A 22,405-nucleotide genomic window follows, 5' to 3' on the forward strand; every position below is an offset into this window, starting at 1 on the left:
GATGCTGGTGCGCTCAGACGCCTGCCGCCACCGCGGCGCCCAGGCCTAGCAGGACGACACCGGTCGTCACGCTGAGTCCCCGCAGGACGGTCGGCCGGGACACGAGGTCGCGTCCTCGGCCGACGGCCCAGGTGAGCAGGGTGTACCAGGAGGCGCTGACGAGTGCCCACAAGGCTCCCAGGGCGACGGTCGACAGGAACACCGGGCCTTTCGACGTCACGAACTGGGGCAGCACCGAGACGGCGAACACGCCGGCCTTCGGGTTGCCGAGGTTGGTGCTCAGGCCGGTGAGGTATCCGCCCGCGAATCCGGTGCGGCGCTCGCCCTCGCCGGGTGGACGGTCGGAGGCGGCGGTCAGGGCGGTCCGCAGCGTGTTCACTCCGAGGACCATCAGCACGACGCCGCCTGCGATCCGGAGCGCCGCGTATGCGGTGGGGCTGGCCAGCAGGACGGCGGACAGCCCGGCCGCGGCGGCCGTGGACCACAGCAGGAAGCCGGTGGCGTTGCCCGCGAGCGTGCCTCGGAGGGTGCGGTGGCCGCCTTCCAGGACCTGCCGGATCATCAGGGCCTGGCTCGCGCCGGGCAGCATGGCCAGCAGCAATGTGGTGGCGATGAATACGGGCACATGCGTGGGCATGGGAAAGAACCCCTTCCGGGGATCGCGGTCGATGGGTGCACCGACCAGGCTTCCTGGCCCGCGCTCGTAAGAGAAGTCAAAAGAGAAGGGTGCAGCGTTAAGATCGGTGAATGGTGGTGGACCCGGGTCAGCTCCGGCTACTCGCACTGATCGAGCGGCACGGCTCGCTGACGGCGGCGGCTCACGCCCTGCACCTCTCGCCTGCGGCGGTCACCCAGCAGGTGGCCAAGGCTGAGCGCGATTGGCAGGTGCCCCTGGTCATCCGTGGTCCTCGGGGCGCAACGCTCACCGCGGCCGGTGCGCTGCTCGCCTCGCACGGTCGGACCGTGGAGGAGGCATCGGAGAAGGCCGAGGCGCAACTGGCCGCACTGCTGGGCCACCTCTCGCTACGACTGCGGATCGGAACGTTCCAGGCGGCAGCCCTGCACCTGTTGCCACCCGCCCTGACGGCTCTGCGGCACCGCCATCCGGACGCCGACGTCTCCGTCGTCGACGTGGTGTCCGGACGCGGAGCGGACGAGATCAGCGCGGGCCGCCTGGATCTGGCCATCGTCGCGTCCTGGGGCACGCCGCTCGCGCCGCCCCCGCAGCTACGCGCCCACCCGCTCCTGCTGGACCCGATGGTCGTGGTTCTCCCCGACGACCACCCGCTGGCCACCGGGCACCCCCCGGAGACCGAACTACAACTGGAACAACTGCGCGACGCGACGTGGGTTTCCATCCTGGCCGGCCACGCCGCCCGCGAGCAGTTCCACGACGCTGCCCGCGAGGCCGGCTTCACTCCCACCGTGCGGTTCGAGACCGAGTCGTACGACGTCGCCCAGGCCCTCGTCGGCACGGGCAGCGCAGTGGCCCTGGTCTCGCGGCTGGCCCTGACCCACACCCCCGGGACCACCCACCGCGAACTGGCCCGCCCCAGACCGCACCGCCAGCTCTACGCCCTGACCAGGGCCGACGCCAGCCTCACACCACTCGCGGACAAGCTCATCGGCCTCCTGCGCGACGTCGCCGGCGACATCACCGCCACCTGGGAGGCTCCCCGCGACCCGGTGCCGGCCGATTCCCCGCCCGAGGCCACGTTCTGACCGTGGCCCTGCCTGTTCAGACTCTGTGGTCGATCTTCTTTTCCCGCATCAACTCGCCCAGCTCCGTGTCCGACAGCGGGTGCAGCGTGCTCAGGAGTCGGCGCAGCGCCTGTTCGTCGACGGTCTGGCTGGTGACCTCGATCTCCACCTTCCGGTGGCGGCGGGTAAGGGTGATGTCCGCCGCGCCGGCGAAGCGGCGGACCGTGACCATCTCGCCGTCCGTGTCCACCCTGCAGGTCACGTCCTTGTCCGCGGGCTCGGGGCACCGGAGTGCCGGCGTGACCGGCGGGCGCACCGTCAGACCCACGTACCCCGTCTCGTACCCCTCCCGGACGGGGCGGTACTCGACGGTGAAGGCGGCGGGGCCGGCCTCGGCACGGGACACGTGCATGCCCGGCGGCGCGGTGCCGATGTAGAGCAGCTCCGACTGCTCCCGGTACCGGGCGATCTCCGCCTGGTCCTGGCGCCGGTGAGCCTGCGCCGGACCGATGAAACCCCCGTAGGCCACCGCGGCCGCCAGCACGGCGAGCGCCCCCAGCCGTACCCAGCGGCTCGGCACGAAGAGCGCCGCGGCCACGGCGTACGGCAGTCCCGTCAGCGCGATCCGGGTACCGGCGCTCCCCAGGTCGACGCCCGCGCCGTAGGCGGCCACCCCTGCCAGGTCCCCGAGCGTGCCCAGGATGAAGACCAGCACCGCCCAGCCCAGCCGCTGCGCCGCCGAGCCGCACTGCGGCACCACGGTCCGCACCGGCCGGCCATGGCCAGCAGGACCACCGTCAGCGGCACACCCAGCGCGAACACCGGCAGCGTCGCACCGGCCCCACCGCCCCAGGCCGACAGGAACACCGCGAAACCGAGCGTCGGCACCACGGCCGTCGCCAGCACCCAGACCAGTAAGAGATGCAGGGCGGTGAGCGTCCCTCTGTCGCTTGTCATGTCACGGAGCCTGTCAGCCGGCGTCCCGGCGTACATGAGTACGCGTACCCACTCTCCGTTCGCGCCGCGTCCTCGGCAAGTTCCGGGCTGTTCAAGGCTGTTCAGCGCTGGTCACGGCTGGGACGTGGCGACCTTCACCCCGAACCCGATCAGAACGAGGCCTGTGGTGCGGTCCATGGCGCGTCGTACGGAGGGCTTCTCGAAGAAGGCGCGAGCCTTGGCCAGCACCATCACGTAGCCGCCGAGCCAGAGGAGCGTGAGGGCCGCGTGGATGAGGACCAGCAGCGTCATCCCGAGGTGCGGGGAGAGGCCGGACGGCGCGAGTGTGGGCAGCAGGCCCGTGTAGAAGACGGCGATCTTCGGGTTGAAGACGTTGCTGACCAGTCCCATGCGCCACGGGCTGCCGGACGGAGACGGAGCACTTGCCTCCGCGGTCGCCGTATGGCCGCGCCGGCTGTGCAGGAGTGCCTGGACGCCGAGGAAGCCGAGGTAGGCGGCGCCGGCGAGCTTGACGACCGTGTAGGCCGTGGCGGATGCCGCCAGGACGGCGGCCAGGCCCACCACGGTGAGTACGCCCCAGATGAGCAGGCCGACCGTAATGCCTCCGACCGTGCGCAGGCCGTCCTGCCATCCGGAGGCGATGGCTCGCTTCGTCACCACCGCCATGTCAGGACCGGGGACCATGGTCAGGACGGCGAGGACACCCGTCGCCGCCACGAGCTGAACGAGCATGCTTCAGTCTCGCATCGCACGAGTGGGCAGAACTCCGGGCCCCCGTTCCGGTGCGGTACGGGGGCCCGTGAGGTCCTGCGCGCGGCTCAGGCCGAGCCGACGAACGTCACCATCAGCAGCCAGACCACCGGAGCGGTCGGCAGCAGTGAGTCCAGGCGGTCCATGATGCCCCCGTGGCCCGGGAGCAGCGTGCCCATGTCCTTGATGCCCAGGTCGCGCTTGATCATCGACTCGCCGAGGTCGCCGAGCGTGGCGCTGGCCGCGACCGCGAGGCCGAGAACGAGGCCCTGCCACCAGGCGCCGTCGTCGATGAGGAACTGCATGCACAGCGCGCCCGCGACCATGGCGAACAGGATCGCGCCGAGCAGCCCCTCGCGGGTCTTGCCGGGGCTGATCCGCGGGGCGAGCTTGTGCCTGCCGAAGCGCCAGCCGACGGCGTACGCCCCGGTGTCGCTGACCACCGTCAGGAGGAGGAAGGTCAGCACGCGCCACGGGCCGTCGTCGGCGGTGAGCATCATCGCGACGAACGTGGCCAGGAACGGGACGTAGAACGCCGCGAACACGCCGGCCGTGACGTCCTTGAGGTAGCCCTCCGGCGGTTCGGTCATCCGCCAGACCAGCGCGGCCAGCGCGGTCAGCGCCATCGCCACCCAGGCACCCTCGGCGCCACGGAGGTAGCCGGCCACGACCATCGCCGCACCGCCGAGCGCGAGCGGGACCAGGGGCGCCTTGATGCCCTTGCGCTCCTGCAGCCTGCTGGTCAGCTCCCACAGGCCCACGACGACGGCGACCGCCACGACGCCGACGAACACGGCCTTGACGACGAACAGGGACGCCACGATCACGACGCCGAGCCCGACGCCGACCCCTATGGCCGCGCCCAGGTCCCGGCCCGCGCTCTTCTTCTGCGGCGCGGGCGCCGGCTGCGGGGCGTCGGGCATGGGCTCCGGATTCTGCGGCGCCGCCCCGGGGGGCGACGTCCGCTGCATGTCATACGGTCCGTAGGGGTGGGCCTGCGGTGTCTCCTGGTCTCCGCCGAACGCGGGTACGTCGGGCACGCTGGGCATGGGGCGAGTCTGCTGCGCGTCCTGCGCATCGTACGCGGGCCCCGCCGGGGCAGGTCCCTGGACCGGTCCCCGGTCGGTGGGCCCCGGCCCCCAGTACCCGGCCGGTGGCCCGGTCTGCGGCGGAGCGCCCCAGGAAGAGTCGTTCATCAGACCTCGAGCAGCTCCGCTTCCTTGTGCTTGAGGAGCTCGTCCACCTGGGCGACGTACTTCGCGGTGGTGTCGTCGAGTTCCTTCTCCGCACGGCGGCCCTCGTCCTCGCCGACCTCGCCGTCCTTGATCAGCTTGTCGATGGCGTCCTTGGCCTTGCGGCGGACGGAGCGGATGGACACCTTGGCGTCCTCGCCCTTGCCCTTCGCGACCTTGATGTACTCGCGGCGGCGCTCCTCGGTGAGCTCGGGGAACACCACGCGGATGATGTTGCCGTCGTTGCTCGGGTTGACGCCCAGGTCGGAGTCGCGGATCGCCTGCTCGATGTTGCGCAGCGCGCTCTTGTCGAACGGGGTCACGACCGCCATGCGCGGCTCCGGCACGGAGAACGAGGCCAGCTGGTTGATCGGCGTCGGCGCGCCGTAGTAGTCGGCCACGATCTTGTTGAACATCGCGGGGTGTGCTCGGCCGGTGCGGATCGCGGCGAAGTCCTCCTTGGCGACCACGACGGCCTTCTCCATCTTCTCCTCGGCCTCGAGGAGGGTCTCTTCGATCACCACTTGCTCCTGCGTGTCTTGAGTAGGCCCGGCTGCGGTTCCCTGTCGGCGGCGGCCGGCTGCGTCGCGTCTTCTTCCTGCACGGTTCCCGACCGGCAGGTCATTGTCCATCCCCCGGCGAGGTCCCGGGTGGTCCGGTCAGGCCCGGCTGCCCTGATCACCCACAAGGGTGCCGATCTTCTCACCCTTGACGGCCCGCGCGATATTCCCCTCGGCCAGCAGCTCGAACACGAGGATCGGCAGCTTGTTGTCACGGCACAGGGTGATCGCGGTGGCGTCGGCGACCTTCAGGTCGCGGGTGATGACCTCCCCGTAGCCGAGGGCGTCGAACTTGACCGCGTCCGGGTTGGTCTTGGGGTCGGAGTCGTACACCCCGTCCACGCCGTTCTTGCCCATCAGCAGCGCCTCGGCGTCGATCTCGAGGGCGCGCTGGGCGGCGGTGGTGTCGGTGGAGAAGTACGGCATGCCCATACCGGCGCCGAAGATGACCACGCGGCCCTTCTCGAGGTGGCGCACGGCGCGCAGCGGGATGTACGGCTCGGCGACCTGGCCCATGGTGATGGCGGTCTGCACCCGGCTGTCGATGCCCTCCTTCTCCAGGAAGTCCTGGAGGGCGAGGCAGTTCATCACGGTGCCGAGCATGCCCATGTAGTCGGAGCGGGCGCGGTCCATGCCGCGCTGCTGGAGTTCGGCGCCGCGGAAGAAGTTGCCGCCGCCGATGACGACCGCGATCTCGGCGCCGTCGCGCACGACGGCCGCGATCTCACGGGCGATCTTGTGCACCACGTCCGGGTCGACTCCCAGGCCCCCGCCACCGGCGAACGCCTCTCCGGACAGCTTCAGCAGAAACCGGCCGTGTACTTTGCCGTCGTCGCTCTTCTGGGCCTTGGTGGTCATGGGGATCCCGCCTCTGTTACGTGGTGCACATGCGAAGGAGGCCACTGCCGGTTGGGGTCGCTTCTCGCTCCCATGCGCGGCAATGGCCTCCTCGTCAGTTCTGCTGTCGTCCGCCACATGCCCGGGTGCGGCGGTGTACGCGGACGACTGCTGTCGACCCTATCGGGATTTCCCCAGGGTCACGCGTCGATCGCGGTACGGACTCAGATGCCGACCTTGATGCGCGTGAAGCGCTTCAGGGTGACACCGGCCTCGTCCAGAACCTTCTGGACCGACTTCTTGTTGTCCAGCGCATACGGCTGGCCGAGCAGCGTGGCGTCCTTGAAGAACCCGTTCAGCCGACCCTCGACGATCTTGGCGATCGCGGCCTCGGGCTTGCCCTCGGCGCGGGTGGTCTCCTCGGCGATGCGACGCTCGGACTCGACGACGTCGGCCGGCACGTCCTCCTTGGCGAGGTACTTCGGCGCGAAGGCGGCGATGTGCTGGGCGACGCCCTTGGCCACCTCGGCGTTGGGCTTGTCCAGCTCGACGAGGACACCGATCTGCGGGGGCAGGTCGGGCATCGTGCGGTGCATGTAGGCGGTGACGTAGCCGTCGGAGAACTGCGCGAAGCGGTCCAGGACGATCTTCTCGCCGAGGTTGGCGTTGGCCTCGTCCACGAACGCCTGGACGGTCTTGCCGGCCTCGATCTCGGAGGCGAGCAGGGCGTCGAGGTCGGCCGGGGAGGTCTTGGCGACGTGCTCGGCGATGGTGTTGGCCACGGCCTGGAACTTGTCACCCTTGGCGACGAAGTCCGTCTCGCACTTCAGCTCGACCAGGACGCCGGAGGAGTTGTCGTCGGCGATGATGGAGACCACGGCGCCGTTCTCGGCGGAGCGGCCCTCGCGCTTGGCGACGCCCTTCTGGCCCTTGATACGGAGCGCCTCGACGGCCTTCTCGACGTTGCCCTCGGCCTCGTCCAGCGCCTTCTTGCAGTCCATCATGCCGGCGCCGGTGAGCTCACGGAGCTTCTTGACGTCGGCGGCGGTGTAGTTCGCCATGAGTCTGTGAGTCTTTCTCGAAGTCTTGGGAGATCGGAGATCTGCGCGGTCTGCGCTCCACTGGAGTAGCGCGGACCGCGGACCCGGTGCTGACCTACGGGTGAACAGCGGGGGCGGACTTCATGCCGCCCCCGCCGTCAACACCGGGGTCAGGCCTGCTCGCCCTCGGCGGCCGGAGCCTCGGTGGCCTCGGCGGCCGGAGCCTCGGCAGCGGGGGCCTCGGCAGCGGGGGCCTCGGCGGCCGGAGCCTCGGCAGCGGGGGCCTCGGCGGCGGCCGGAGCCTCGTCAGCCTTCTTCTCGCCCTCGAGCAGGTCGCGCTCCCACTCGGCGAGCGGCTCGCCGGCGGCCTTCTCGCCCTTGTCACCGGTGGCGACGCGGGAGCGGGAGATGAGGCCCTCGGCGACGGCGTCGGCGATCACACGGGTGAGCAGGGTGACGGAGCGGATCGCGTCGTCGTTGCCCGGGATCTTGTAGTCGACCTCGTCGGGGTCGCAGTTGGTGTCGAGGATGGCGACGACCGGGATGTTGAGCTTGCGGGCCTCGCCGACCGCGATGTGCTCCTTCTTGGTGTCCACGATCCAGACGGCGCTGGGCACCTTCTGCATCTCGCGGATACCGCCGAGGGTCTTCTCCAGCTTGGCCTTCTCGCGGGAGAGGACCAGCAGCTCCTTCTTGGTCAGACCGGAGGCCGCGACGTCCTCGAAGTCGATCTGCTCAAGCTCCTTGAGGCGCTGCAGACGCTTGTAGACGGTGGAGAAGTTGGTGAGCATGCCGCCCAGCCAGCGCTGGTTGACGTAGGGCATGCCGACACGGGTGGCCTGCTCGGCGATGGCCTCCTGCGCCTGCTTCTTCGTGCCGACGAACATGACCGTGCCGCCGTGGGCCACGGTCTCCTTGACGAACTCGTAGGCGCGGTCGATGTACGACAGCGACTGGAGCAGGTCGATGATGTAGATGCCGTTGCGCTCGGTGAAGATGAAGCGCTTCATCTTCGGGTTCCAACGGCGGGTCTGGTGACCGAAGTGGACGCCGCTCTCCAGCAGCTCCCGCATCGTGACGACGGCCATGGCCGTATCTCCTTGAATTTCTCGGTTGTGCCGCGGATGCCGGACGGCTCCCGCGCCTGACGCCCGCGATGCGCCGTTGCCACATGAGGACCGAGGGGCGCTGACACGAACGGACCGTCGCCGGTCACGTCGCGTCGGGGCGTGCGAAGTCGACCCGGTGACCCGGATCGCCACAAGAAGTGTACGGGACCGGCGAGCCGCCGGGTGACGCCGCTGTCCACAACCCGGGTGCCGTCCACAGATCGGGGTGGTGACCGGCGGTGGTGCGGGACGGTTCTCCCATGCGAGCGAAACGAGGTGCGGGTATGTGGCTGCTCCTGCCGCTGGCCCTGTCGGTGAGTGCCCTGTCCCCCCTGACGCTTCCTCCCCTGGCGCGGGCGGACACCCCTGGCCCCCCGGCCGCCGGACCACCGGTCCCGGCGATCGGCCGGGCCTGGCCGGTGGGCACCCGGCCGGCGGTGGTACGCGGCTGGGAGCCCCCGGCGTCGGTGTACGGCCCCGGGCACCGGGGCGTGGACCTGGCGGCCGCCGCCCCGGCTCCGGTACGGGCGGTGGCGGCGGGCCGGGTCTCCTTCGCGGGGCGGGTGGCCGGGCGGGGAGTGGTGGCCGTGGAACTGGCGGGCACCGGCCTGCGCACGACGTACGAGCCGGTGAAGCCCTCCGTACGGAAGGGGGACGAGGTGGAAGCGGGCGAGACGGTGGGCAGGGTGGAGGCCGCCGACGGGCACTGCGGGGGCGGGTGCCTGCACTGGGGCCTGCTCAGCGGGCACACCTATCTGGACCCGCTGTCCCTGCTCCCACCGTGGCTCCTGCGCAGGGGCCCGTCGCGACTGCTGCCGGTGCTGGGCGTCCCGCTGCCCGGGTAGCGCCGGCGGCCGACGCGGCCGGTGTCAGCCCCGCACGCCGCGCAGGGCCATACCGACCGCGGCATCCGTGATCTCGGCCGGATCCTCGGCGGCGCCCAGCTCGATCCGCCGCACGGCCGCGTCCACGACGCCCTGCAGCAGCATGGCGGCGAGCCGGGGTTCCGCGTGCCCCAGCTCCCCCAGCGCCTCGACGATCATCGCCACCAGCCCTCCGTGGGCGGCGCGGATCTTCTCCCGCGCCCCGGCGTCCAGCTCGCTCGCCGAGATCGCCACGACGGCCCGGTGCCGCCGGTCCCCGACCAGGGCCAGCTGCCGGCGCACATACGCCTCGACCTTGCCCTCAGGGGTGTCCGCCCGCTCCATCGCCGCCGCCACCTCGGCCGCCCACACCGGGAAGTCGACCTCGCACAGCTCCTCGACCACGGCGGCCCGCGACCGGAAGTACTCGTACACGGACGACCGCGCCAGCCCGGTCCGCTCGGCGAGGGCCGGGAAGGTCAGTGCCTCCGTCCCGCCCTCGGACAGCAGGGACCGGGCCGCGTCCAGGAGGGCGGCTCGCTGCATCGACCGGTGCTCGGCCACGGAGGCCGCTCGAATCCTTGGCACGTCGACAACTGTACAAACGCGCCGCCCGGTCAGCGGCCGAAGCTCGCCAGCTTCGCCCGCAGCTGCAGCACCGACTTGGTGTGGATCTGACTGACCCGGCTCTCCGTGACCCCGAGCACGTTGCCGATCTCGGCGAGCGTGAGCCCCTCGTAGTAGTAGAGCGTCACGACGGTCTTCTCCCGCTCCGGCAGCGTGTTGATCGCCCGCGCCAGGAACCGTCTGAGCTCGCGGTCCTCGGCCACCTCGACCGGATTGTCCGCGTCGGTGTCCTCCAGCGTGTCCATCAGGGTCAACCGCTCGCCGCCCTCACCGCCGGCGTGCAGCATCTCCTCCAGCGCCACCACGTTCGCCAGCGACAACTGGCTGAAGACCGCGTGCAGCTCGTCCACCTCGATGCCCAGCTCGGCGGCCACCTCGGGCTCCGTGGGGGTCCGTCTGAGCCGCGCCTCCAGCGTCGCGTACGCACGCTCGACGTTCCGCGCCTTCTGCCGCACCGACCGGGGGATCCAGTCCAGTGCCCGCAGCTCGTCGATCATGGCCCCGCGGATCCGGGTGATCGCGTACGTCTCGAACTTGATCTCCCGGTCGATGTCGAACTTCTCGATCGCGTCGATGAGCCCGAAGACTCCCGAGGACACGAAGTCGGCCTGCTCCACGTTGGGCGGCAGACCGACGCTCACCCGTCCCGCCACGTATTTCACCAGCGGCGAGTAGTGCAGGATCAGCTGCTCCCGCAGCCGCTCGTCCCCCGTCGCCTTGTAGGACCGCCACAGCTCGTCGAGCGTCGAGGGAGCGGGCGGCCGCACGCTGCCACCGTCGCGGGCGGCTGGGGGGATCGCCGCCCGGTCGGACCCGGAGGTGTGCTGGGGCATTCGTCGCCTTGTGCCGTTCTGCCGTGAAGTGCCGTGAAGTGCTGTAACTGAGAGGAGTGGACGGAAGAGGTAGTGGGTGGGTGAGGTGTCTGTCTGGTGTCGAGTTGCCGCGGTCTGTGTCGAAGCCTTCGTGAGCGTAGCGTGACTGAGGAGTCGCGGTGTGCGAACGGCGAGCCTCACCCCCTGCGGGGGCACCCGTGACGACGTGTCGACGCCCGTCCGACGTATTGCTCTGTGTGACCGTCCGGGGGTGCCAACTCCGAGAAAACCCAAGGGTGTCGGGGGTTCCCCCGGACGGCCGAACACGCTCGGTCAACATCGGGTCCGATCATCCTCGACCGGGTTCATCGCCTGGCGTGTCAACTTCCAGCCGTCGCCGTGTCGTTCCACGTAACCAAGTGCTCGGAGCTCGTACAGTCTGGCGACCGCCTCGTCCCGCGTGGTCTGCGCCCCGCACGCGATCTCCCCGGGCGGCGCGGGCCGGTGTGCGGGCAGGGCGGCCAGGACGCGCCGGGCGTCGGGTTCCAGCAGGTCGCGCGGCAGGACCGGGCCGCGCCGGGCCGGGGCGAGATCACCGATCTCGCCGACCAGCTCGACGACCTCCGCGGCGTCGGTCACGAGCACCGCCTCGCCGCGCAGCAGGTCGTGCACCCCCGCCGAGAGGGCGCTGGTGACGGGTCCGGGCACGCCCATGGTGAACCGCCCCAGCCGCTGTGCCGCCCGCGCCGTGACCAGGGCGCCGCTGCGGCAGGCGGCCTCCACGACCACGGTGCCCCTGGTCAGGGCCGCGATCACCCGGTTGCGCAGGATGAACCTGCTCGGTGTCGGATGATCACCGGGCGGCAACTCCCCGATCACCAGCCCCTGTTCCGCGATCCTGGCGATCAGCTGGGTGTGCCCGCGCGGATAGGGCCGGTCGACTCCGCAGGCCAGGACGGCGACGGTGGCACCGCCCGCGCCGAGGGCGCCCCGGTGGGCGGCGCCGTCGATGCCGTAGGCACCGCCGGAGACGACCACCCAGCCCCGCTCGGCGAGCCCCGCGGAGAGCACGCCCGCCGTGTGGGCCCCGTACTCGGTGCAGGCCCGGGCGCCCACGACGGCGACCGATCTGAGCGCCCACATCCGCAGGCCGGCCCGGCCGCGCACCCACAGCCCCAGGGGCCGGGCGTCCCCGAGGTCGTCGAGCTGTCCCGGCCACTCGGCGTCCCCGGGGCACACGAACCGCACCCCGGCCGCCCGCGCGGCCTCCAGGTCCCGTTCGGGCTCGGCCCGCCCGGCCCGGGCCCGCAGCCCGGCCCACCGGGTGCCGCTCACCCCCGGCAGCGGCTCACTCCCCTCCCGCAGCCGCCGGGCCACCTCCCGGACCCCGTGCTCCCGCACCCAGCGGCCGCCGGTCTCGTCACCGGGTTCGAGGACCCGGGTGAGGAAGATCCGGCACAGCCGGGCCTCGGGCGAGGCGTCCACCGCGGTCACGTCAGCGCCCCGATGGCCATCGGCACGCCCCGGGGGACGCCCGTGCGCAGTTGGAGGGCCAGGGCGACGTCCGTGGCATCCGGCCGGTCGTGACCGACGAGGTCCGCCACCGTCCAGGCGACCCGGAGCACGCGGTCGATCCCCCGGGCGGTCAGGACGCCCCGTTCCAGGTTCCGCTCCGCCTCGTCCATCGCGCCGCTCGCCGCGTGCCAGCGGCCGCGCAGCTCTCTGCCGGGGACCTCGCTGTTGGTGCGCCAGGGGGTTCCGGACAGGCGTGCGGCGGCCCGTTCCCGGGCTGCCCGGACCCGGTCGGCGACCGTCGCCGTGGACTCGCCGCGCGCACCGGGCCGGGTGAGCTCGGTCCGGGTGACGGGGTCCACCTCGACGCGCAGGTCGACCCGGTCGAGCAGGGGGCCGGAGAGCCGGGACTGGTAGCGGCGGATCGCCGAGGGCGGGCACTCGCACAGCGAGTCGCGCTGGGAGAAACGTCCGCACGGGCAGGGGTTGGCCGCGAGCACCATCAGGAACCTCGCCGGGAACCGCACGACGCCCGCGCTGCGCGCGATCACCACGTGGCCCGACTCGAGGGGCTGCCGGAGCGCGTCGAGCGTGTGGCCGTGGAACTCGGGGGCCTCGTCCAGGAAGAGCACGCCCCGGTGCGCCAGCGAGACGGCGCCGGGCCTGGCGATGCCGGGGCCGCCGCCGACGAGGGACTGCATGGTGGCCGAGTGGTGCGGGGCGCAGTACGGGGCGGTGTCGATGAGGGGCTTGCCCGGCGGCAGGAGCCCGGCGACCGAGTGCACGGCCGTCACCTCCAGGGAGTCCTGGCGGCCGAGGCGGGGCAGGACGGCGGGCAGCCGCTCGGCGAGCATGGTCTTGCCCGCGCCGGGCGGCCCCTCCAGGAAAAGGTGGTGTCCGCCCGCGGCGGCCACCTCCACCGCCGTGCGGGCCGAGCGCTGGCCGACGACGTCGGCGAGGTCGTGGGCCTGCTCGTGCTGCGAGTCGCCGGCGCTGTGCATGCCGGTGGCCGCTCCCGCGCCGGGCGCGCGCAGTCCGGCGAGGAGCGGGTCCGGGCGCCCCGGTTCGTGCTGTTCCTCGTCCGGTACGGGTTCGTCCGTCAGGACGGCGATCAGCTGCCGCAGGCTGCGGACGCCGAGCACCGAGACACCGGGCACCAGGGCGGCCTCGGCGGCGGCGCACTCCGGGACGACCACCTGCTCGTAGCCCGCGTCCGCCGCGGCCAGCACGGCGGGCAGGATACCCCGGACCGGGCGGACCCGGCCGTCCAGTCCCAGTTCACCGATCATCACGATGTCGGCGAGGACCCGGGGGTCGATCCGCTCGGCGGCGCCGAGCACCGCGCAGGCGACGGCCAGGTCGAAGCCGCTGCCGGCCTTGGGCACCGAGGCCGGGCTCAGGCCCACCGTGAGTTTCTTCTGCGGCCACTCGCAGCCCGAGTTCACGACCGCCGCCCGCACCCGGTCCCGGCTCTCCGTGAGGCTCTTGTCGGGCAGGCCCACCAGGGTGAACGCCGCGACGCCCGGTTCCAGGTCGGCCTGGACCTCGACCAGCACTCCCTCGACGCCCACCAGCGCCACGGAACACGTTCGGGCGAATCCCATCAGACCACCCCCCGTGCGTGCTCGACCACGGGTGAGCCGCGGTCGGGGAGCAGGACGCCGATCAGGTCGATGCGGACGCCGCCCGGCGGGGCGCCCCCGTGTTCCTGTGTCCAGCGTTCCGCCAGGCCGCGCAGGCGCTGTGCCTTGGCCGGTGTGACCGCGGCCATGGGGTGCTGGAAGGAGCCCGCCCGGCGGGTCTTGACCTCGCAGACCACGAGGACGTCTCCGTCCCTGGCCACGATGTCGATCTCCCCCGTCCTGCCGCAGCGCCAGTTGCGCTGCAGGACGGTCATCCCCGCCTCCCCCAGCCGCCGCGCGGCCAGGTCCTCGCCGTACTTGCCCATCGCACTGCGTCGTGCGTCGCGTGCCCTCATCCCGGCACCACCTCCGGCGCCAACGATGAGGGCGGCTCGGCGGACTAGTGGATCTTGGTGGACAAGTCCGCGGTTGTGGACAACCCCGTCACCCGCTCGGGAGCTCCAGGTCGCTCTTGTTCAACTCCTCGATGTTCACGTCCTTGAACGTGAGGACGCGCACCTGCTTCACGAAGCGGGCCGGCCGATACATGTCCCACACCCAGGCGTCCGCCATGGACACCTCGAAGAAGACCTCACCCTGGACCGAGTGCACCTGCATCTCGTAGTCGTTGGTGAGATAGAAGCGCCGTTCGGTCTCGATCACGTATTTGAACAGACCGACGACATCGCGGTACTCCCGGTAGAGCTTCAGCTCCATCTCGGTCTCGTACTTCTCGAGGTCCTCGGCGCTCATGGCATGTTCCCCTTCACCGTGCGGTCCCCCCATTGTGCGTCAGTCCCGCAGGCCCCTAGACGATTTCCGGGTCAAGGGTCACGGGCCTGGCCGGGGGACCTTCGTCGAGCAGCCTGCCCAGGAGCTCGGCGAGTCTGGTCGGATACACCGTCTCATGTGCCCGGGTGAGTTCCCGGCACGTCCACCAGCGTGCTCCGGCGACGCTGCGCCGCTCCAGTTCGGTGAGGGCCGCCGCGCGGGTCTCGGTCTGGGCCGTACGGGCCAGGTAGTACCACTCGTCCTGGTCCCAGCGGCGGCCGGCGAACGGGAACGAGCACACGCGCCGCCACAGCACCGGGCCGAGTTCGACCTCGGTGATGCCGGTCTCCTCGGCGAGTTCCCTCAGTGCGGCCTCTTCGCGCGTCTCGTCGCCCTCCAGTCCTCCGCCGGGGGTGAACCACCAGTCGTCGGCCGGATCGTCCGGCTCGTGGCCGTGCAGGAGCAGGATGCGGTCGTCGGGGTCCAGCAGGACCACCCGGGCGACCTTGCGCAGCCCGCCGTCACGTGAGCCCGAGTCCGGCTCCGCGGTCTCAGCCGGCACGGACGGGCTCCGTACGAGCCCGGGAACGGCCGCCGAACAGCTTGGCCACGGGGCCGTAGGCGCCACCGCCCAGGATGAGCACGGCGCCGGCGCCGATCAGCCAGACGATCGCCCGAAGCGGGCCGGGCCGGGAGAGGGCGCCGAGGGTCTCGAAGCCGGTGGGGCGCTTCAGTATGCCGTTCATGGGCCAGACGACGGCGTCCACCCGGGCGGAGACGGCGCTGCGGGAGACGGTGCCCCTGGCGGCGTCGGTGAGGTGTGCGGTGGAGTCCAGGGAGCCCTGCCGCTCGTCGCCGAGGAGGAAGAGCCGGCCCTTGGGCACGGTCACCGTCGGGATCTGCTTGTCCTCGGCCGGACTGCCCTTGGCCAGGTACGGCTCGTCGATCTGCTTGCCGTTCACGGTCAGCTTGCCGTCGGTGCAGCAGGCGACGGTGTCACCGCCGACCGCGACCACGCGCTTGACCACGTTCGAGCCCGTCACCCAGCTCTCGTCGCGGAAGACCACCACGTCGCCGCGCCGCACCTGGTCGCCGTCGACGCGCTGGGCGAGCACCCGGTCGCCGGCGGCTATGGTCGGCGCCATCGAACTGGTGGGTACGGTGTACGGCCGGTAGACCAGCGCCCCCCACCCGAATCCGCCGAGGAACATCACCAGACCCAGCGCCACGACCACTCCGGACAGCCGCTGTCCCAGCGGGCTGCCCACCTGTGCCGCTCCTGTGCCCGCGCCGCTGCGCGGGGCCGTACGCGTCGTGCTCTCGCCACCCATGGCCCCGCACCCTACCCGGCGGTACCGGCGGGGGGCACCCGGCACCGGGCACCCGATCACCCGGCGCGGACGGGCGGGCGATGATCCATTGGCGAACGCATAACCGAACTTGACCGTCCCGTTGCCCGGAAACGGCGACGGGCCCCGGAGGCGGACCCGCTCGGTCCGCCTCCGGGGCCCGTCCGTGGCGTACGTTCCTACCTGCGGCGGCGCCGCCAGAGAGCCACCGGTACCACTCCTGCCAGCGCGAGCGCTTCCGGTGCGTACGGCGGTGCCGCGGCGGCCGCCTTCCGGTCGAGGCCCGGCTGGTCGAAGGTGTCCGGAACCGGCAGCGTGCCCCAGCGGTTGATCGGCCAGGCCTTCACGATGGCGCGTCCGACGACCTCCTTGACCGGAACCATGCCGTGGTACTTGTCGTCCTGGTTGTAGCGCGAGTCGCGGGAGTTCTGACGGTGGTCGCCCATGACCCAGACGTAGCCCTTGGGCACCTTGACCTTGAACTGGCCGCCGGAGTCGTCGTCCGTGCAGGGCGTGTTGCCGGGGTAGACGTACGGCTCGTTCAATGCCTTGCCGTTGACCTTCAGCGGGCCGGTCCCGTTGCACTGGACGGTGTCGCCGCCGACTCCGATCACCCGCTTGATCAGGTCCTTCTCCTCCGCCGACGGCATCAGGCCGATCCAGCTGAGGACCTTCTGCACGGCGTTGGGCTCGGGTGTGGGTTCACCGGCCAGCCACTCGCTGGGGTCGTGGAAGACGATGACCTCGCCGCGCTCCGGCTCGGAGCCGAACCACGGGGTGAGCTTGTCGACGAGGACCCGGTCGCCCTCCTGCAGGGTGTTCTGCATGGAATCGGAGGGGATCGAGAAGGCCTGCACCAGGAACGTCTTGATCAGCAGGGCCAGCACCAGCGCGATGCCGATCAGGATCGGCAGCTCCTTCCAGAAGGAGCGCGGCTTCCTCGGGGCCGGCGTCGAGCCACTGGAGCCCTGGTCCCCGGCCGGGGGCTGCTGCCCGCCCGGCGCCGCACCGTCACCGTCACCGTCGCCGTCACCCGCCACGGGGTCATTCCCGGAGGTCACGGCGTCGTCCGCACCGGGGGTCGCGTCCACGGGGCGTCCGCGGTCCTCCTCGCCGTCGTGTCCTGACCGTGCGCCAAGGGCCACATCCCCCACGCCAACTCCTCACTCTGTGCCGCCGCCTGCCCCATCCACGGTGCAGGCCCACCACTCCCATAACGAGCGGAAGTTCCGCAGGGGTCGGGAGTTGGATCGTTCCGTTCGGATCGTCGTTGACAACCCTATGCGACAGCTGCGGTGGTGAGGCCGTCGTGGCCCCCGCGTCGGTGACGGAAGAAAAGGTTTGCGGTTCCTTGAGACGTGTCCAGTGGCCCAGCGGCCAGCCGATGACCATGGCGCGTCCGACCACCGATTCCTCGGAGACCGTGCCGCCGTATTTGGAGTTCTGGTGGTAGCGGGAGTCCGCCGAGTTCCCCCGGTGGTCGCCCATCACCCACAGCCGCCCCTTGGGGACGGTGATGTCGAACCGCATGAGGGACGGGGCGTTGCCCGGGTACAGGTAGTCGGTCTCGCTCAGCGGAACGCCGTTGACCGTCACCCTGCCCTGTGCGTCACAGCACTTGACGTGGTCGCCACCGACTCCGATGACCCGCTTGATGAGGTCCTTCTCGTTGGCCGAGGGCAGCAGGCCGATGAACTGGAGCCCTTCCTTGACCTGCTTGACCACGACGGGGTCGTTCTTGGTCGTGGTGGTCTGCTCGTCCTTGAGCCAGCCGCCCGGATCGTGGAACACCACGACGTCCCCGCGCTGCGGCTTGGAGCCGAACCACGGGGTGAACTTGTCGACCAGGACGCGGTCGCCGATCCGGATCGTCTCCTCCATGGAGCCCGAGGGAATCACGAACGCCTGGACGAGGAAGGTCTTCAGGACGAGCGCTATGAGCACCGCCACGCCCACCAGGAGGGGGATCTCCCGTACGGCGCCGCGCCTGCGCTTGCGCTTGACCTTGCGCTGCAGCTTGCGCCGCTCGGCGCGGCTGCGCCCGCCGGACGACGGAGCGGAAGTGCGACGGAGCCCGGTGGGCAGCAGGCCGCCGGCGGGGGTGCCGGGCACGCTGCGCGGTTTGCCACGGTTACCCATGGGCGCCCTCCGCGGCGGCGGGCACGCGCGCGTAGGCGGCGGGCCGCCTCAGGTGGGTGAGACGGTCGTACGGCCACACGATCCAGTCGGCCCTTCCGATCACGTCGCCGACGGGGATCATGCCGCCGCCCGGCGAGCCCAGGTGGTCGCGGGAGTCGCTGGAGTCGCTGCGATGGTCACCGAGGAGGAAGAGCGTGCCGTCGGGCACCACGACGTCGAAGGGCACGGCGGACGCGCTGTCCCCGGGGTAGAGGAACGCCGTTTCGTCGACCGGACGGCCGTTCACCTCGATCCTCCCCTTCTTGTCGCAGCAGACCACGTGGTCTCCCCCTACACCCACAACGCGTTTGACGTAGTCCGCGTCCCCGAAATACCCGGTGCCGTCGAACACAACCACGTCGCCACGGCGCGGCTGGGCACCGAAACGGTACGCCAACTTATTTACGAGAACGCGGTCCCCGATCCTCAATCCCTGTTCCATGGATCCGCTGGGAATCTGGAAGGGCTGGACCACGAACGTGCTGAGGAGGAGCAGGAACACCAGGCAGGCGAAGAGCGTGAGGGTGGCCCACCCACCCGGCAGCCAGTCGGTGATCCGCGACACCAACGCGAAACGCGACCGCTCCTCCGTGCCCCCGGTGTCGTCGGGGCGGGAGGAGCGGTCGCGCTCCGTCGGCTGTGCTTCGGCGTCCATCGGGGCCAGATGCTATCCGCCCCCGCTGTGACCTCCGCGGAGAGCTCAGCTCTCGCGCTTCTCCTTGATCTTCGCGGCCTTGCCGCGCAGCTCGCGCAGGTAGTACAGCTTGGCGCGGCGCACGTCACCACGGGTGACGAGCTCGATCTTCTCCACGATCGGGGTGTGCACCGGGAAGGTGCGCTCGACGCCGACCGAGAAGGAGACCTTGCGGACCGTGAAGGTCTCGCGGACACCGGAGCCCTGGCGGCGGATCACAACGCCCTTGAACTGCTGCACACGGGAGCGGTTGCCCTCGATGACGCGGACGTGGACGTTGACGGTGTCACCCGGGCGGAAGGCCGGGATGTCGCTGCGCAGCGACGCGGAGTCGACGGAGTCGAGCAGGTGAGACATTTCGTCTGCTTTCTTCGCTGATGCCACAGGTCATCAACGGGAACTAGGTTTCCAGGAGGACTGCCGTGCGGGTCGGGGCGGGCGTCGTGTCCCCCTGTGGCAGGGGCGCACACCGGACGGACGCACAACAGCGGTCTATTCTTCCACGCCCTCGGTCCTGCGCCAAAATCGGCCGTAGGGCTCGCCGTCCGGGTCGGGCTCCCAGCCCAGGATGGACAGCATCTCGCGGTCCTTCTTGTCGAACGCCTTGGGATCGCAACGCTCGACGAGGTCGGGCCGGTTGGCCGTCGTACGCCGGAGCGCCTCGTCCCGGCGCCAGCGGGCGATCTTTCCGTGGTGGCCGCTGAGCAGCACGTCCGGGATGTCGCGGCCGCGCCAGACGGGCGGCTTGGTGTAGACGGGGCCCTCCAGGAGGCTCGCCATCGCGCCGGGCGCGAAGGAGTCGTCGCGGTGGGACTCGGCGTTGCCCAGGACGCCGGGCAGCAGTCGTGCCACGGCCTCGGTGACGACCAGTACGGCGGCCTCGCCGCCGGCCAGGACGTAGTCGCCGATGGACACCTCGTACACCGGGATCCGGGTGGCGTACTCGTCGATGACCCGCCGGTCGATGCCCTCGTAGCGGGCCGGGGTGAAGACCAGCCAGGGGCGCTCGGACAGCTCGACGGCCAGCTCCTGGGTGAAGGGGCGGCCGCTGGGGGTGGGGACGATCAGCGCGGGAGAGCGCGAGCCCGTCTCGTAGCCGTCGGCGAGCACGGAGTCGAGGGCGTCACCCCAGGGCTCGGTCTTCATGACCATGCCGGGGCCGCCGCCGTACGGGGTGTCGTCGACGGTGTTGTGGCGGTCGTGGGTCCACGCGCGCAGGTCGTGCACCCGTACGTCCAGCTGTCCACGCGCGCGTGCCTTGCCGACGAGGGAGACGTTCAGCGGTTCCAGGTACTCGGGGAAGATCGTGACGACGTCGAGGCGCATCAGGCATCGTCCCCTGAGTCCCTCGAGTCCCCCGAGCCCCTGGAATTCTCGAAGTCCCCGGATTCCCGGGACGACGCGATCTCCGCGCGGTCGTCGATCAGCCCCGGCGGCGGGGCGATGACCGCCCGCTGCCGCTCCAGGTCGACCTCGGTGACGATCTCCGCGACGAACGGGATCATGACCTCGGTGCCGTCCGGGCGTTCCACGATGAACAGGTCCTGCGTGGGCAGGTGCGAGATCTCCGTGATCCGGCCGACCTCCGTGCCGTCCTCGGTCACCACGTCGAGGTCGACGAGCTGGTGGTCGTAGTACTCGTCCTCCTCCTCGGGGAGTTCGTCCGGATCGATCTCCGCGATCAGGAGGGTGTTGCGCAGCGCCTCGGCGGCGTTGCGGTCGGCGACGCCCTCGAAGCGCAGGAGGAGCCGGCCGCTGTGCACCCGGCCGGCGGCGATGGTGAGCGGCCCCGCGGAGGCGGGATCCGTGGTCAGTACGGCACCGGGGCCGAGCCGGAGCTCCGGCTCGTCGGTACGGACCTCGACGGTGACCTCGCCCTTGATGCCGTGGGCGCGGCCGATCCGTGCGACTACCAGCTGCACTGTGCTTGCTCTCCTGTCGGAACGAGGAGCCGGGGACGGCTCATACGACTACGGGCCGGGGACGGCCCAGTGGCCTTCCCCGGCCCGAGCCGGTGCTGCGAAACGATCAGCGGACGTGGTCCACGTCGACGAGGTCGACGCGGACACCGCGGCCGCCGATGGCGCCCACGACGGTGCGCAGGGCGCGCGCGGTGCGGCCGTTGCGGCCGATCACCTTGCCGAGGTCGTCGGGATGCACCCGGACCTCGAGCACGCGCCCGCGGCGCAGGTTGCGCGAGGCGACCTGCACATCGTCAGGGTTGTCGACGATGCCCTTCACGAGGTGCTCAAGCGCCTCTTCGAGCATGCTGCTCAGGCCTCGGTCGACTCGGACTCAGCCGCGGCCTCGTCCTTCTTCTCAGCCTTCTTCTTCTGGGTGATCGCCTCACCCTTGCCCTCGTCGTCACCGCCGAGAGCGTCGAACGACGGACGGGCGGACTTCGCCTCGGCGACGAGCAGCGGCGCCGGGGCGGGCTCGCCCTTGAACTTCTGCCAGTCGCCGGTCTTCTTCAGGATGGCGAGCACGGGCTCGGTCGGCTGCGCGCCGACACCCAGCCAGTACGCCACACGGTCGGCGTCCACCTCGATGACCGACGGGTTGTAGGTCGGGTGGTACTTGCCGATCTCCTCGATGGCCCGGCCGTCACGGCGGGTACGGGAGTCGGCGACGACGATGCGGTAGTGAGGCGAACGGATCTTGCCCAGACGCTTCAGCTTGATCTTGACTGCCACGGGAGTGGGTTCTCCTGGATTTGACGTGGTTGGGCACGGCGAGACGGCCGCGTGGGGTTGCGGTACCCGAGTGCCCGATGGACGCGTCAGCCGGAGGAGAGAGGGGTCCTGTGCGGCTGTCGAGTACAGCTAGCCATTGTGCCATACCCGGCGGGTCGCTTCGGTACAGGGGCGTGCGCGGGCATGCGTGAGGGGCACCCGGCGCGGAGGTGAGGTACGTCGGGTGCTCGCCCGCCGGACGGGCCGGGTTACGGCTGCCACGAACAGCCGTAACCTCAGCTCGCCGCCGCCCCCACGATCTCCGGGATCCGGAACGGCTTGCCGCACCCGCCGCACACGATCGGGGCCTGGGCCAGGACCGACGGGACCACCCGGACGTTGCGACCGCAGTCGCAGACCGCCTTGACGCGGACGCCGCCGCCGGACGAGCCGTGGCGGGCGGCCGGGCCGCGGAACGTTCGGGAGGTGTCGGCGGAGGTGGCCGCCGTGTGTGCCTTGAGGGCGCGCTGCAGGCGCTCGATGGTCGACCGGTAGCGACGCTTCGCCTCGGGGTTGAGCGTGACCAGCGAGAAGCCGCTGCTGGGGTGCGGCTCGTCGGGATGGTCCAGGCCCAGCTCCTCGGCGATCGCGAGGAATCGGCGGTTGTGGTAGCGGCCGGCGCGGGAGGTGTCGCGTACTCCGCGTGCGGCGGCGATGCCGTGGACTGCTTCGTGCAGCAGCCGTTCGAAGGAGAGCTCGTGTCCGCAGGCGGACGAGGACTCTCCGATCAGGGACTCTGGCGCGGCAAGGTCAGGCAGCTCGGGGTGGTACCGCTGGATGTCGGACCACGCCTGCGCCAGCTCCGCGGCAAGGACAGGTGGTGTCTGTGTCGTGCTCACGTAATGACAACGAGCCGGGGTGCCGCTGTGTTCCGATTCCGGGGCATCCCAAATAATTTGCACGTACCCGTCAGTTGCCCCTGATGCGTCCCGACGAGGGCGGGTGCGCTGATCTGCGGATATGCCTCACAGGTCGTAACAAGCCGGTACGTAGTGCTACGTACGGCCCGGCGCGTACCTGGTGTCCGCGCGCCGGGCCGCAGCGGTCCGCGTGAGCCGC

Annotated in this window: 27 protein-coding genes; 2 read left to right on the plus strand and 25 right to left on the minus strand. The window is 71.0% G+C overall.

From position 1 onward, the window contains the following. Positions 1-13 precede the first annotated feature (13 nt). Positions 14-637: a LysE family translocator gene (locus ACWC21_RS13570; protein ID WP_450881242.1), complete on the minus strand. Its 624-nt coding sequence runs from the start codon at positions 635-637 to the stop codon at positions 14-16. Positions 638-747: 110 nt separating this feature from the next. On the opposite strand from ACWC21_RS13570, the gene ACWC21_RS13575 reads away from it, so the two are divergent. Then, entirely contained in the window at positions 748-1,722 is a 975-nt protein-coding gene (locus tag ACWC21_RS13575; RefSeq protein WP_450881244.1) for a LysR family transcriptional regulator, read from the plus strand. A gap of 16 nt (positions 1,723-1,738) precedes the next feature. On the opposite strand, the gene ACWC21_RS13580 is transcribed toward ACWC21_RS13575, so the two are convergent. The 7 genes from ACWC21_RS13580 to rpsB all read right to left on the minus strand — a co-directional run bounded on the left by ACWC21_RS13580 (position 1,739) and on the right by rpsB (position 8,165). Beyond that, positions 1,739-2,470, minus strand: a complete 732-nt coding sequence (locus ACWC21_RS13580; RefSeq protein WP_450881246.1) for a hypothetical protein — start codon at positions 2,468-2,470, stop codon at positions 1,739-1,741. A gap of 299 nt (positions 2,471-2,769) precedes the next feature. Further along, positions 2,770-3,390 carry a LysE family translocator gene (locus tag ACWC21_RS13585; protein ID WP_450881248.1) on the minus strand — a complete coding sequence of 207 codons (621 nt, stop codon included), beginning with the start codon at positions 3,388-3,390 and terminating at the stop codon, positions 2,770-2,772. Between the two features lie 86 nt (positions 3,391-3,476). Then, entirely contained in the window at positions 3,477-4,604 is a 1,128-nt protein-coding gene (locus ACWC21_RS13590) for a phosphatidate cytidylyltransferase (protein ID WP_450881250.1), read from the minus strand. Further along, positions 4,604-5,161, minus strand: coding sequence for a ribosome recycling factor (gene frr / locus ACWC21_RS13595; protein ID WP_014675285.1), 558 nt, complete (start codon positions 5,159-5,161; stop codon positions 4,604-4,606). The genes ACWC21_RS13590 and frr overlap by 1 nt, the downstream gene beginning before the upstream one ends. Before the next feature lie 138 nt (positions 5,162-5,299). After that, a complete protein-coding gene (pyrH, locus tag ACWC21_RS13600) occupies positions 5,300-6,058 on the minus strand; it encodes a UMP kinase (RefSeq protein ID WP_450881252.1) in 759 nt (252 codons plus the stop codon). Between the two features lie 203 nt (positions 6,059-6,261). Continuing rightward, positions 6,262-7,098, minus strand: coding sequence for a translation elongation factor Ts (tsf, locus tag ACWC21_RS13605; RefSeq protein WP_389155850.1), 837 nt, complete (start codon positions 7,096-7,098; stop codon positions 6,262-6,264). Positions 7,099-7,247: 149 nt separating this feature from the next. Further along, complete coding sequence (gene rpsB / locus ACWC21_RS13610; RefSeq protein WP_450881254.1) at positions 7,248-8,165, minus strand: 30S ribosomal protein S2; 918 nt, start codon at positions 8,163-8,165, stop codon at positions 7,248-7,250. Between the two features lie 281 nt (positions 8,166-8,446). Between rpsB and ACWC21_RS13615 the strand changes: the two genes are divergently transcribed. Next, positions 8,447-9,031, plus strand: coding sequence for a peptidoglycan DD-metalloendopeptidase family protein (locus ACWC21_RS13615; RefSeq protein ID WP_450881256.1), 585 nt, complete (start codon positions 8,447-8,449; stop codon positions 9,029-9,031). A gap of 24 nt (positions 9,032-9,055) precedes the next feature. On the opposite strand, the gene ACWC21_RS13620 is transcribed toward ACWC21_RS13615, so the two are convergent. From ACWC21_RS13620 to ACWC21_RS13700, 17 genes are all read right to left on the minus strand, one after another. Then, a complete protein-coding gene (locus ACWC21_RS13620) occupies positions 9,056-9,613 on the minus strand; it encodes a TetR/AcrR family transcriptional regulator (RefSeq protein ID WP_450881410.1) in 558 nt (185 codons plus the stop codon). A 53-nt stretch (positions 9,614-9,666) separates the two neighbouring features. Continuing rightward, positions 9,667-10,509, minus strand: a complete 843-nt coding sequence (gene whiG / locus ACWC21_RS13625) for an RNA polymerase sigma factor WhiG (RefSeq protein WP_132855968.1) — start codon at positions 10,507-10,509, stop codon at positions 9,667-9,669. A 312-nt stretch (positions 10,510-10,821) separates the two neighbouring features. Continuing rightward, positions 10,822-11,982, minus strand: a complete 1,161-nt coding sequence (gene dprA, locus ACWC21_RS13630; RefSeq protein WP_450881258.1) for a DNA-processing protein DprA — start codon at positions 11,980-11,982, stop codon at positions 10,822-10,824. Then, a complete protein-coding gene (locus ACWC21_RS13635; protein ID WP_450881260.1) occupies positions 11,979-13,604 on the minus strand; it encodes a YifB family Mg chelatase-like AAA ATPase in 1,626 nt (541 codons plus the stop codon). Before ACWC21_RS13635 ends, dprA begins: the two co-directional genes overlap by 4 nt. Further along, positions 13,604-13,978, minus strand: coding sequence for a YraN family protein (locus ACWC21_RS13640; RefSeq protein ID WP_450881262.1), 375 nt, complete (start codon positions 13,976-13,978; stop codon positions 13,604-13,606). The genes ACWC21_RS13635 and ACWC21_RS13640 overlap by 1 nt, the downstream gene beginning before the upstream one ends. Before the next feature lie 88 nt (positions 13,979-14,066). Next, positions 14,067-14,375: a DUF2469 domain-containing protein gene (locus ACWC21_RS13645; RefSeq protein WP_003993268.1), complete on the minus strand. Its 309-nt coding sequence runs from the start codon at positions 14,373-14,375 to the stop codon at positions 14,067-14,069. Between the two features lie 55 nt (positions 14,376-14,430). Then, positions 14,431-14,955, minus strand: a complete 525-nt coding sequence (locus tag ACWC21_RS13650; RefSeq protein ID WP_450881264.1) for an NUDIX hydrolase — start codon at positions 14,953-14,955, stop codon at positions 14,431-14,433. After that, a complete protein-coding gene (lepB, locus tag ACWC21_RS13655) occupies positions 14,945-15,724 on the minus strand; it encodes a signal peptidase I (protein WP_450881266.1) in 780 nt (259 codons plus the stop codon). The genes ACWC21_RS13650 and lepB (ACWC21_RS13655) overlap by 11 nt, the downstream gene beginning before the upstream one ends. A 197-nt stretch (positions 15,725-15,921) precedes the next feature. Then, positions 15,922-16,896, minus strand: coding sequence for a signal peptidase I (gene lepB, locus ACWC21_RS13660; RefSeq protein WP_450881268.1), 975 nt, complete (start codon positions 16,894-16,896; stop codon positions 15,922-15,924). Further along, entirely contained in the window at positions 16,787-17,881 is a 1,095-nt protein-coding gene (gene lepB, locus ACWC21_RS13665; RefSeq protein ID WP_450881270.1) for a signal peptidase I, read from the minus strand. Before lepB (ACWC21_RS13665) ends, lepB (ACWC21_RS13660) begins: the two co-directional genes overlap by 110 nt. Beyond that, positions 17,874-18,575 carry a signal peptidase I gene (gene lepB / locus ACWC21_RS13670; protein WP_450881272.1) on the minus strand — a complete coding sequence of 234 codons (702 nt, stop codon included), beginning with the start codon at positions 18,573-18,575 and terminating at the stop codon, positions 17,874-17,876. Before lepB (ACWC21_RS13670) ends, lepB (ACWC21_RS13665) begins: the two co-directional genes overlap by 8 nt. Positions 18,576-18,620: 45 nt before the next feature. Next, on the minus strand, positions 18,621-18,971 hold the full coding sequence (gene rplS, locus ACWC21_RS13675) for a 50S ribosomal protein L19 (RefSeq protein WP_030612790.1): 351 nt from the start codon (positions 18,969-18,971) through the stop codon (positions 18,621-18,623). Positions 18,972-19,106: 135 nt separating this feature from the next. Next, entirely contained in the window at positions 19,107-19,940 is an 834-nt protein-coding gene (trmD, locus tag ACWC21_RS13680; RefSeq protein ID WP_450881274.1) for a tRNA (guanosine(37)-N1)-methyltransferase TrmD, read from the minus strand. Next, complete coding sequence (gene rimM, locus ACWC21_RS13685) at positions 19,940-20,536, minus strand: ribosome maturation factor RimM (protein ID WP_450881276.1); 597 nt, start codon at positions 20,534-20,536, stop codon at positions 19,940-19,942. The genes trmD and rimM overlap by 1 nt, the downstream gene beginning before the upstream one ends. Before the next feature lie 106 nt (positions 20,537-20,642). Then, on the minus strand, positions 20,643-20,882 hold the full coding sequence (locus ACWC21_RS13690) for an RNA-binding protein (protein ID WP_003973401.1): 240 nt from the start codon (positions 20,880-20,882) through the stop codon (positions 20,643-20,645). Between the two features lie 5 nt (positions 20,883-20,887). Further along, positions 20,888-21,307: a 30S ribosomal protein S16 gene (gene rpsP, locus ACWC21_RS13695; RefSeq protein WP_450881278.1), complete on the minus strand. Its 420-nt coding sequence runs from the start codon at positions 21,305-21,307 to the stop codon at positions 20,888-20,890. 275 nt (positions 21,308-21,582) lie between these two features. Continuing rightward, positions 21,583-22,185 carry a hypothetical protein gene (locus ACWC21_RS13700; protein WP_450881280.1) on the minus strand — a complete coding sequence of 201 codons (603 nt, stop codon included), beginning with the start codon at positions 22,183-22,185 and terminating at the stop codon, positions 21,583-21,585. Positions 22,186-22,405 lie beyond the last annotated feature (220 nt).

Source organism: Streptomyces sp. NPDC001348 (genome assembly GCF_053597535.1).

Coding starts and splice junctions, on each gene's coding strand:
- lepB (WP_450881272.1), bottom strand. CDS start 18,575: ATGGACGCCGAAGCACAGCCGACGGAGCGCGACCGCTCCTCCCGCCCC.
- ACWC21_RS13585 (WP_450881248.1), bottom strand. CDS start 3,390: ATGCTCGTTCAGCTCGTGGCGGCGACGGGTGTCCTCGCCGTCCTGACC.
- pyrH (WP_450881252.1), bottom strand. CDS start 6,058: ATGACCACCAAGGCCCAGAAGAGCGACGACGGCAAAGTACACGGCCGG.
- ACWC21_RS13645 (WP_003993268.1), bottom strand. CDS start 14,375: ATGAGCGCCGAGGACCTCGAGAAGTACGAGACCGAGATGGAGCTGAAG.
- lepB (WP_450881270.1), bottom strand. CDS start 17,881: ATGGGTAACCGTGGCAAACCGCGCAGCGTGCCCGGCACCCCCGCCGGC.
- ACWC21_RS13590 (WP_450881250.1), bottom strand. CDS start 4,604: ATGAACGACTCTTCCTGGGGCGCTCCGCCGCAGACCGGGCCACCGGCC.
- rplS (WP_030612790.1), bottom strand. CDS start 18,971: ATGTCTCACCTGCTCGACTCCGTCGACTCCGCGTCGCTGCGCAGCGAC.
- ACWC21_RS13635 (WP_450881260.1), bottom strand. CDS start 13,604: ATGGGATTCGCCCGAACGTGTTCCGTGGCGCTGGTGGGCGTCGAGGGA.
- ACWC21_RS13615 (WP_450881256.1), top strand. CDS start 8,447: ATGCGAGCGAAACGAGGTGCGGGTATGTGGCTGCTCCTGCCGCTGGCC.
- tsf (WP_389155850.1), bottom strand. CDS start 7,098: ATGGCGAACTACACCGCCGCCGACGTCAAGAAGCTCCGTGAGCTCACC.
- ACWC21_RS13570 (WP_450881242.1), bottom strand. CDS start 637: ATGCCCACGCATGTGCCCGTATTCATCGCCACCACATTGCTGCTGGCC.
- trmD (WP_450881274.1), bottom strand. CDS start 19,940: ATGCGCCTCGACGTCGTCACGATCTTCCCCGAGTACCTGGAACCGCTG.
- ACWC21_RS13690 (WP_003973401.1), bottom strand. CDS start 20,882: ATGCTCGAAGAGGCGCTTGAGCACCTCGTGAAGGGCATCGTCGACAAC.
- rpsB (WP_450881254.1), bottom strand. CDS start 8,165: ATGGCCGTCGTCACGATGCGGGAGCTGCTGGAGAGCGGCGTCCACTTC.
- ACWC21_RS13575 (WP_450881244.1), top strand. CDS start 748: ATGGTGGTGGACCCGGGTCAGCTCCGGCTACTCGCACTGATCGAGCGG.
- lepB (WP_450881266.1), bottom strand. CDS start 15,724: ATGGGTGGCGAGAGCACGACGCGTACGGCCCCGCGCAGCGGCGCGGGC.
- whiG (WP_132855968.1), bottom strand. CDS start 10,509: ATGCCCCAGCACACCTCCGGGTCCGACCGGGCGGCGATCCCCCCAGCC.
- ACWC21_RS13640 (WP_450881262.1), bottom strand. CDS start 13,978: ATGAGGGCACGCGACGCACGACGCAGTGCGATGGGCAAGTACGGCGAG.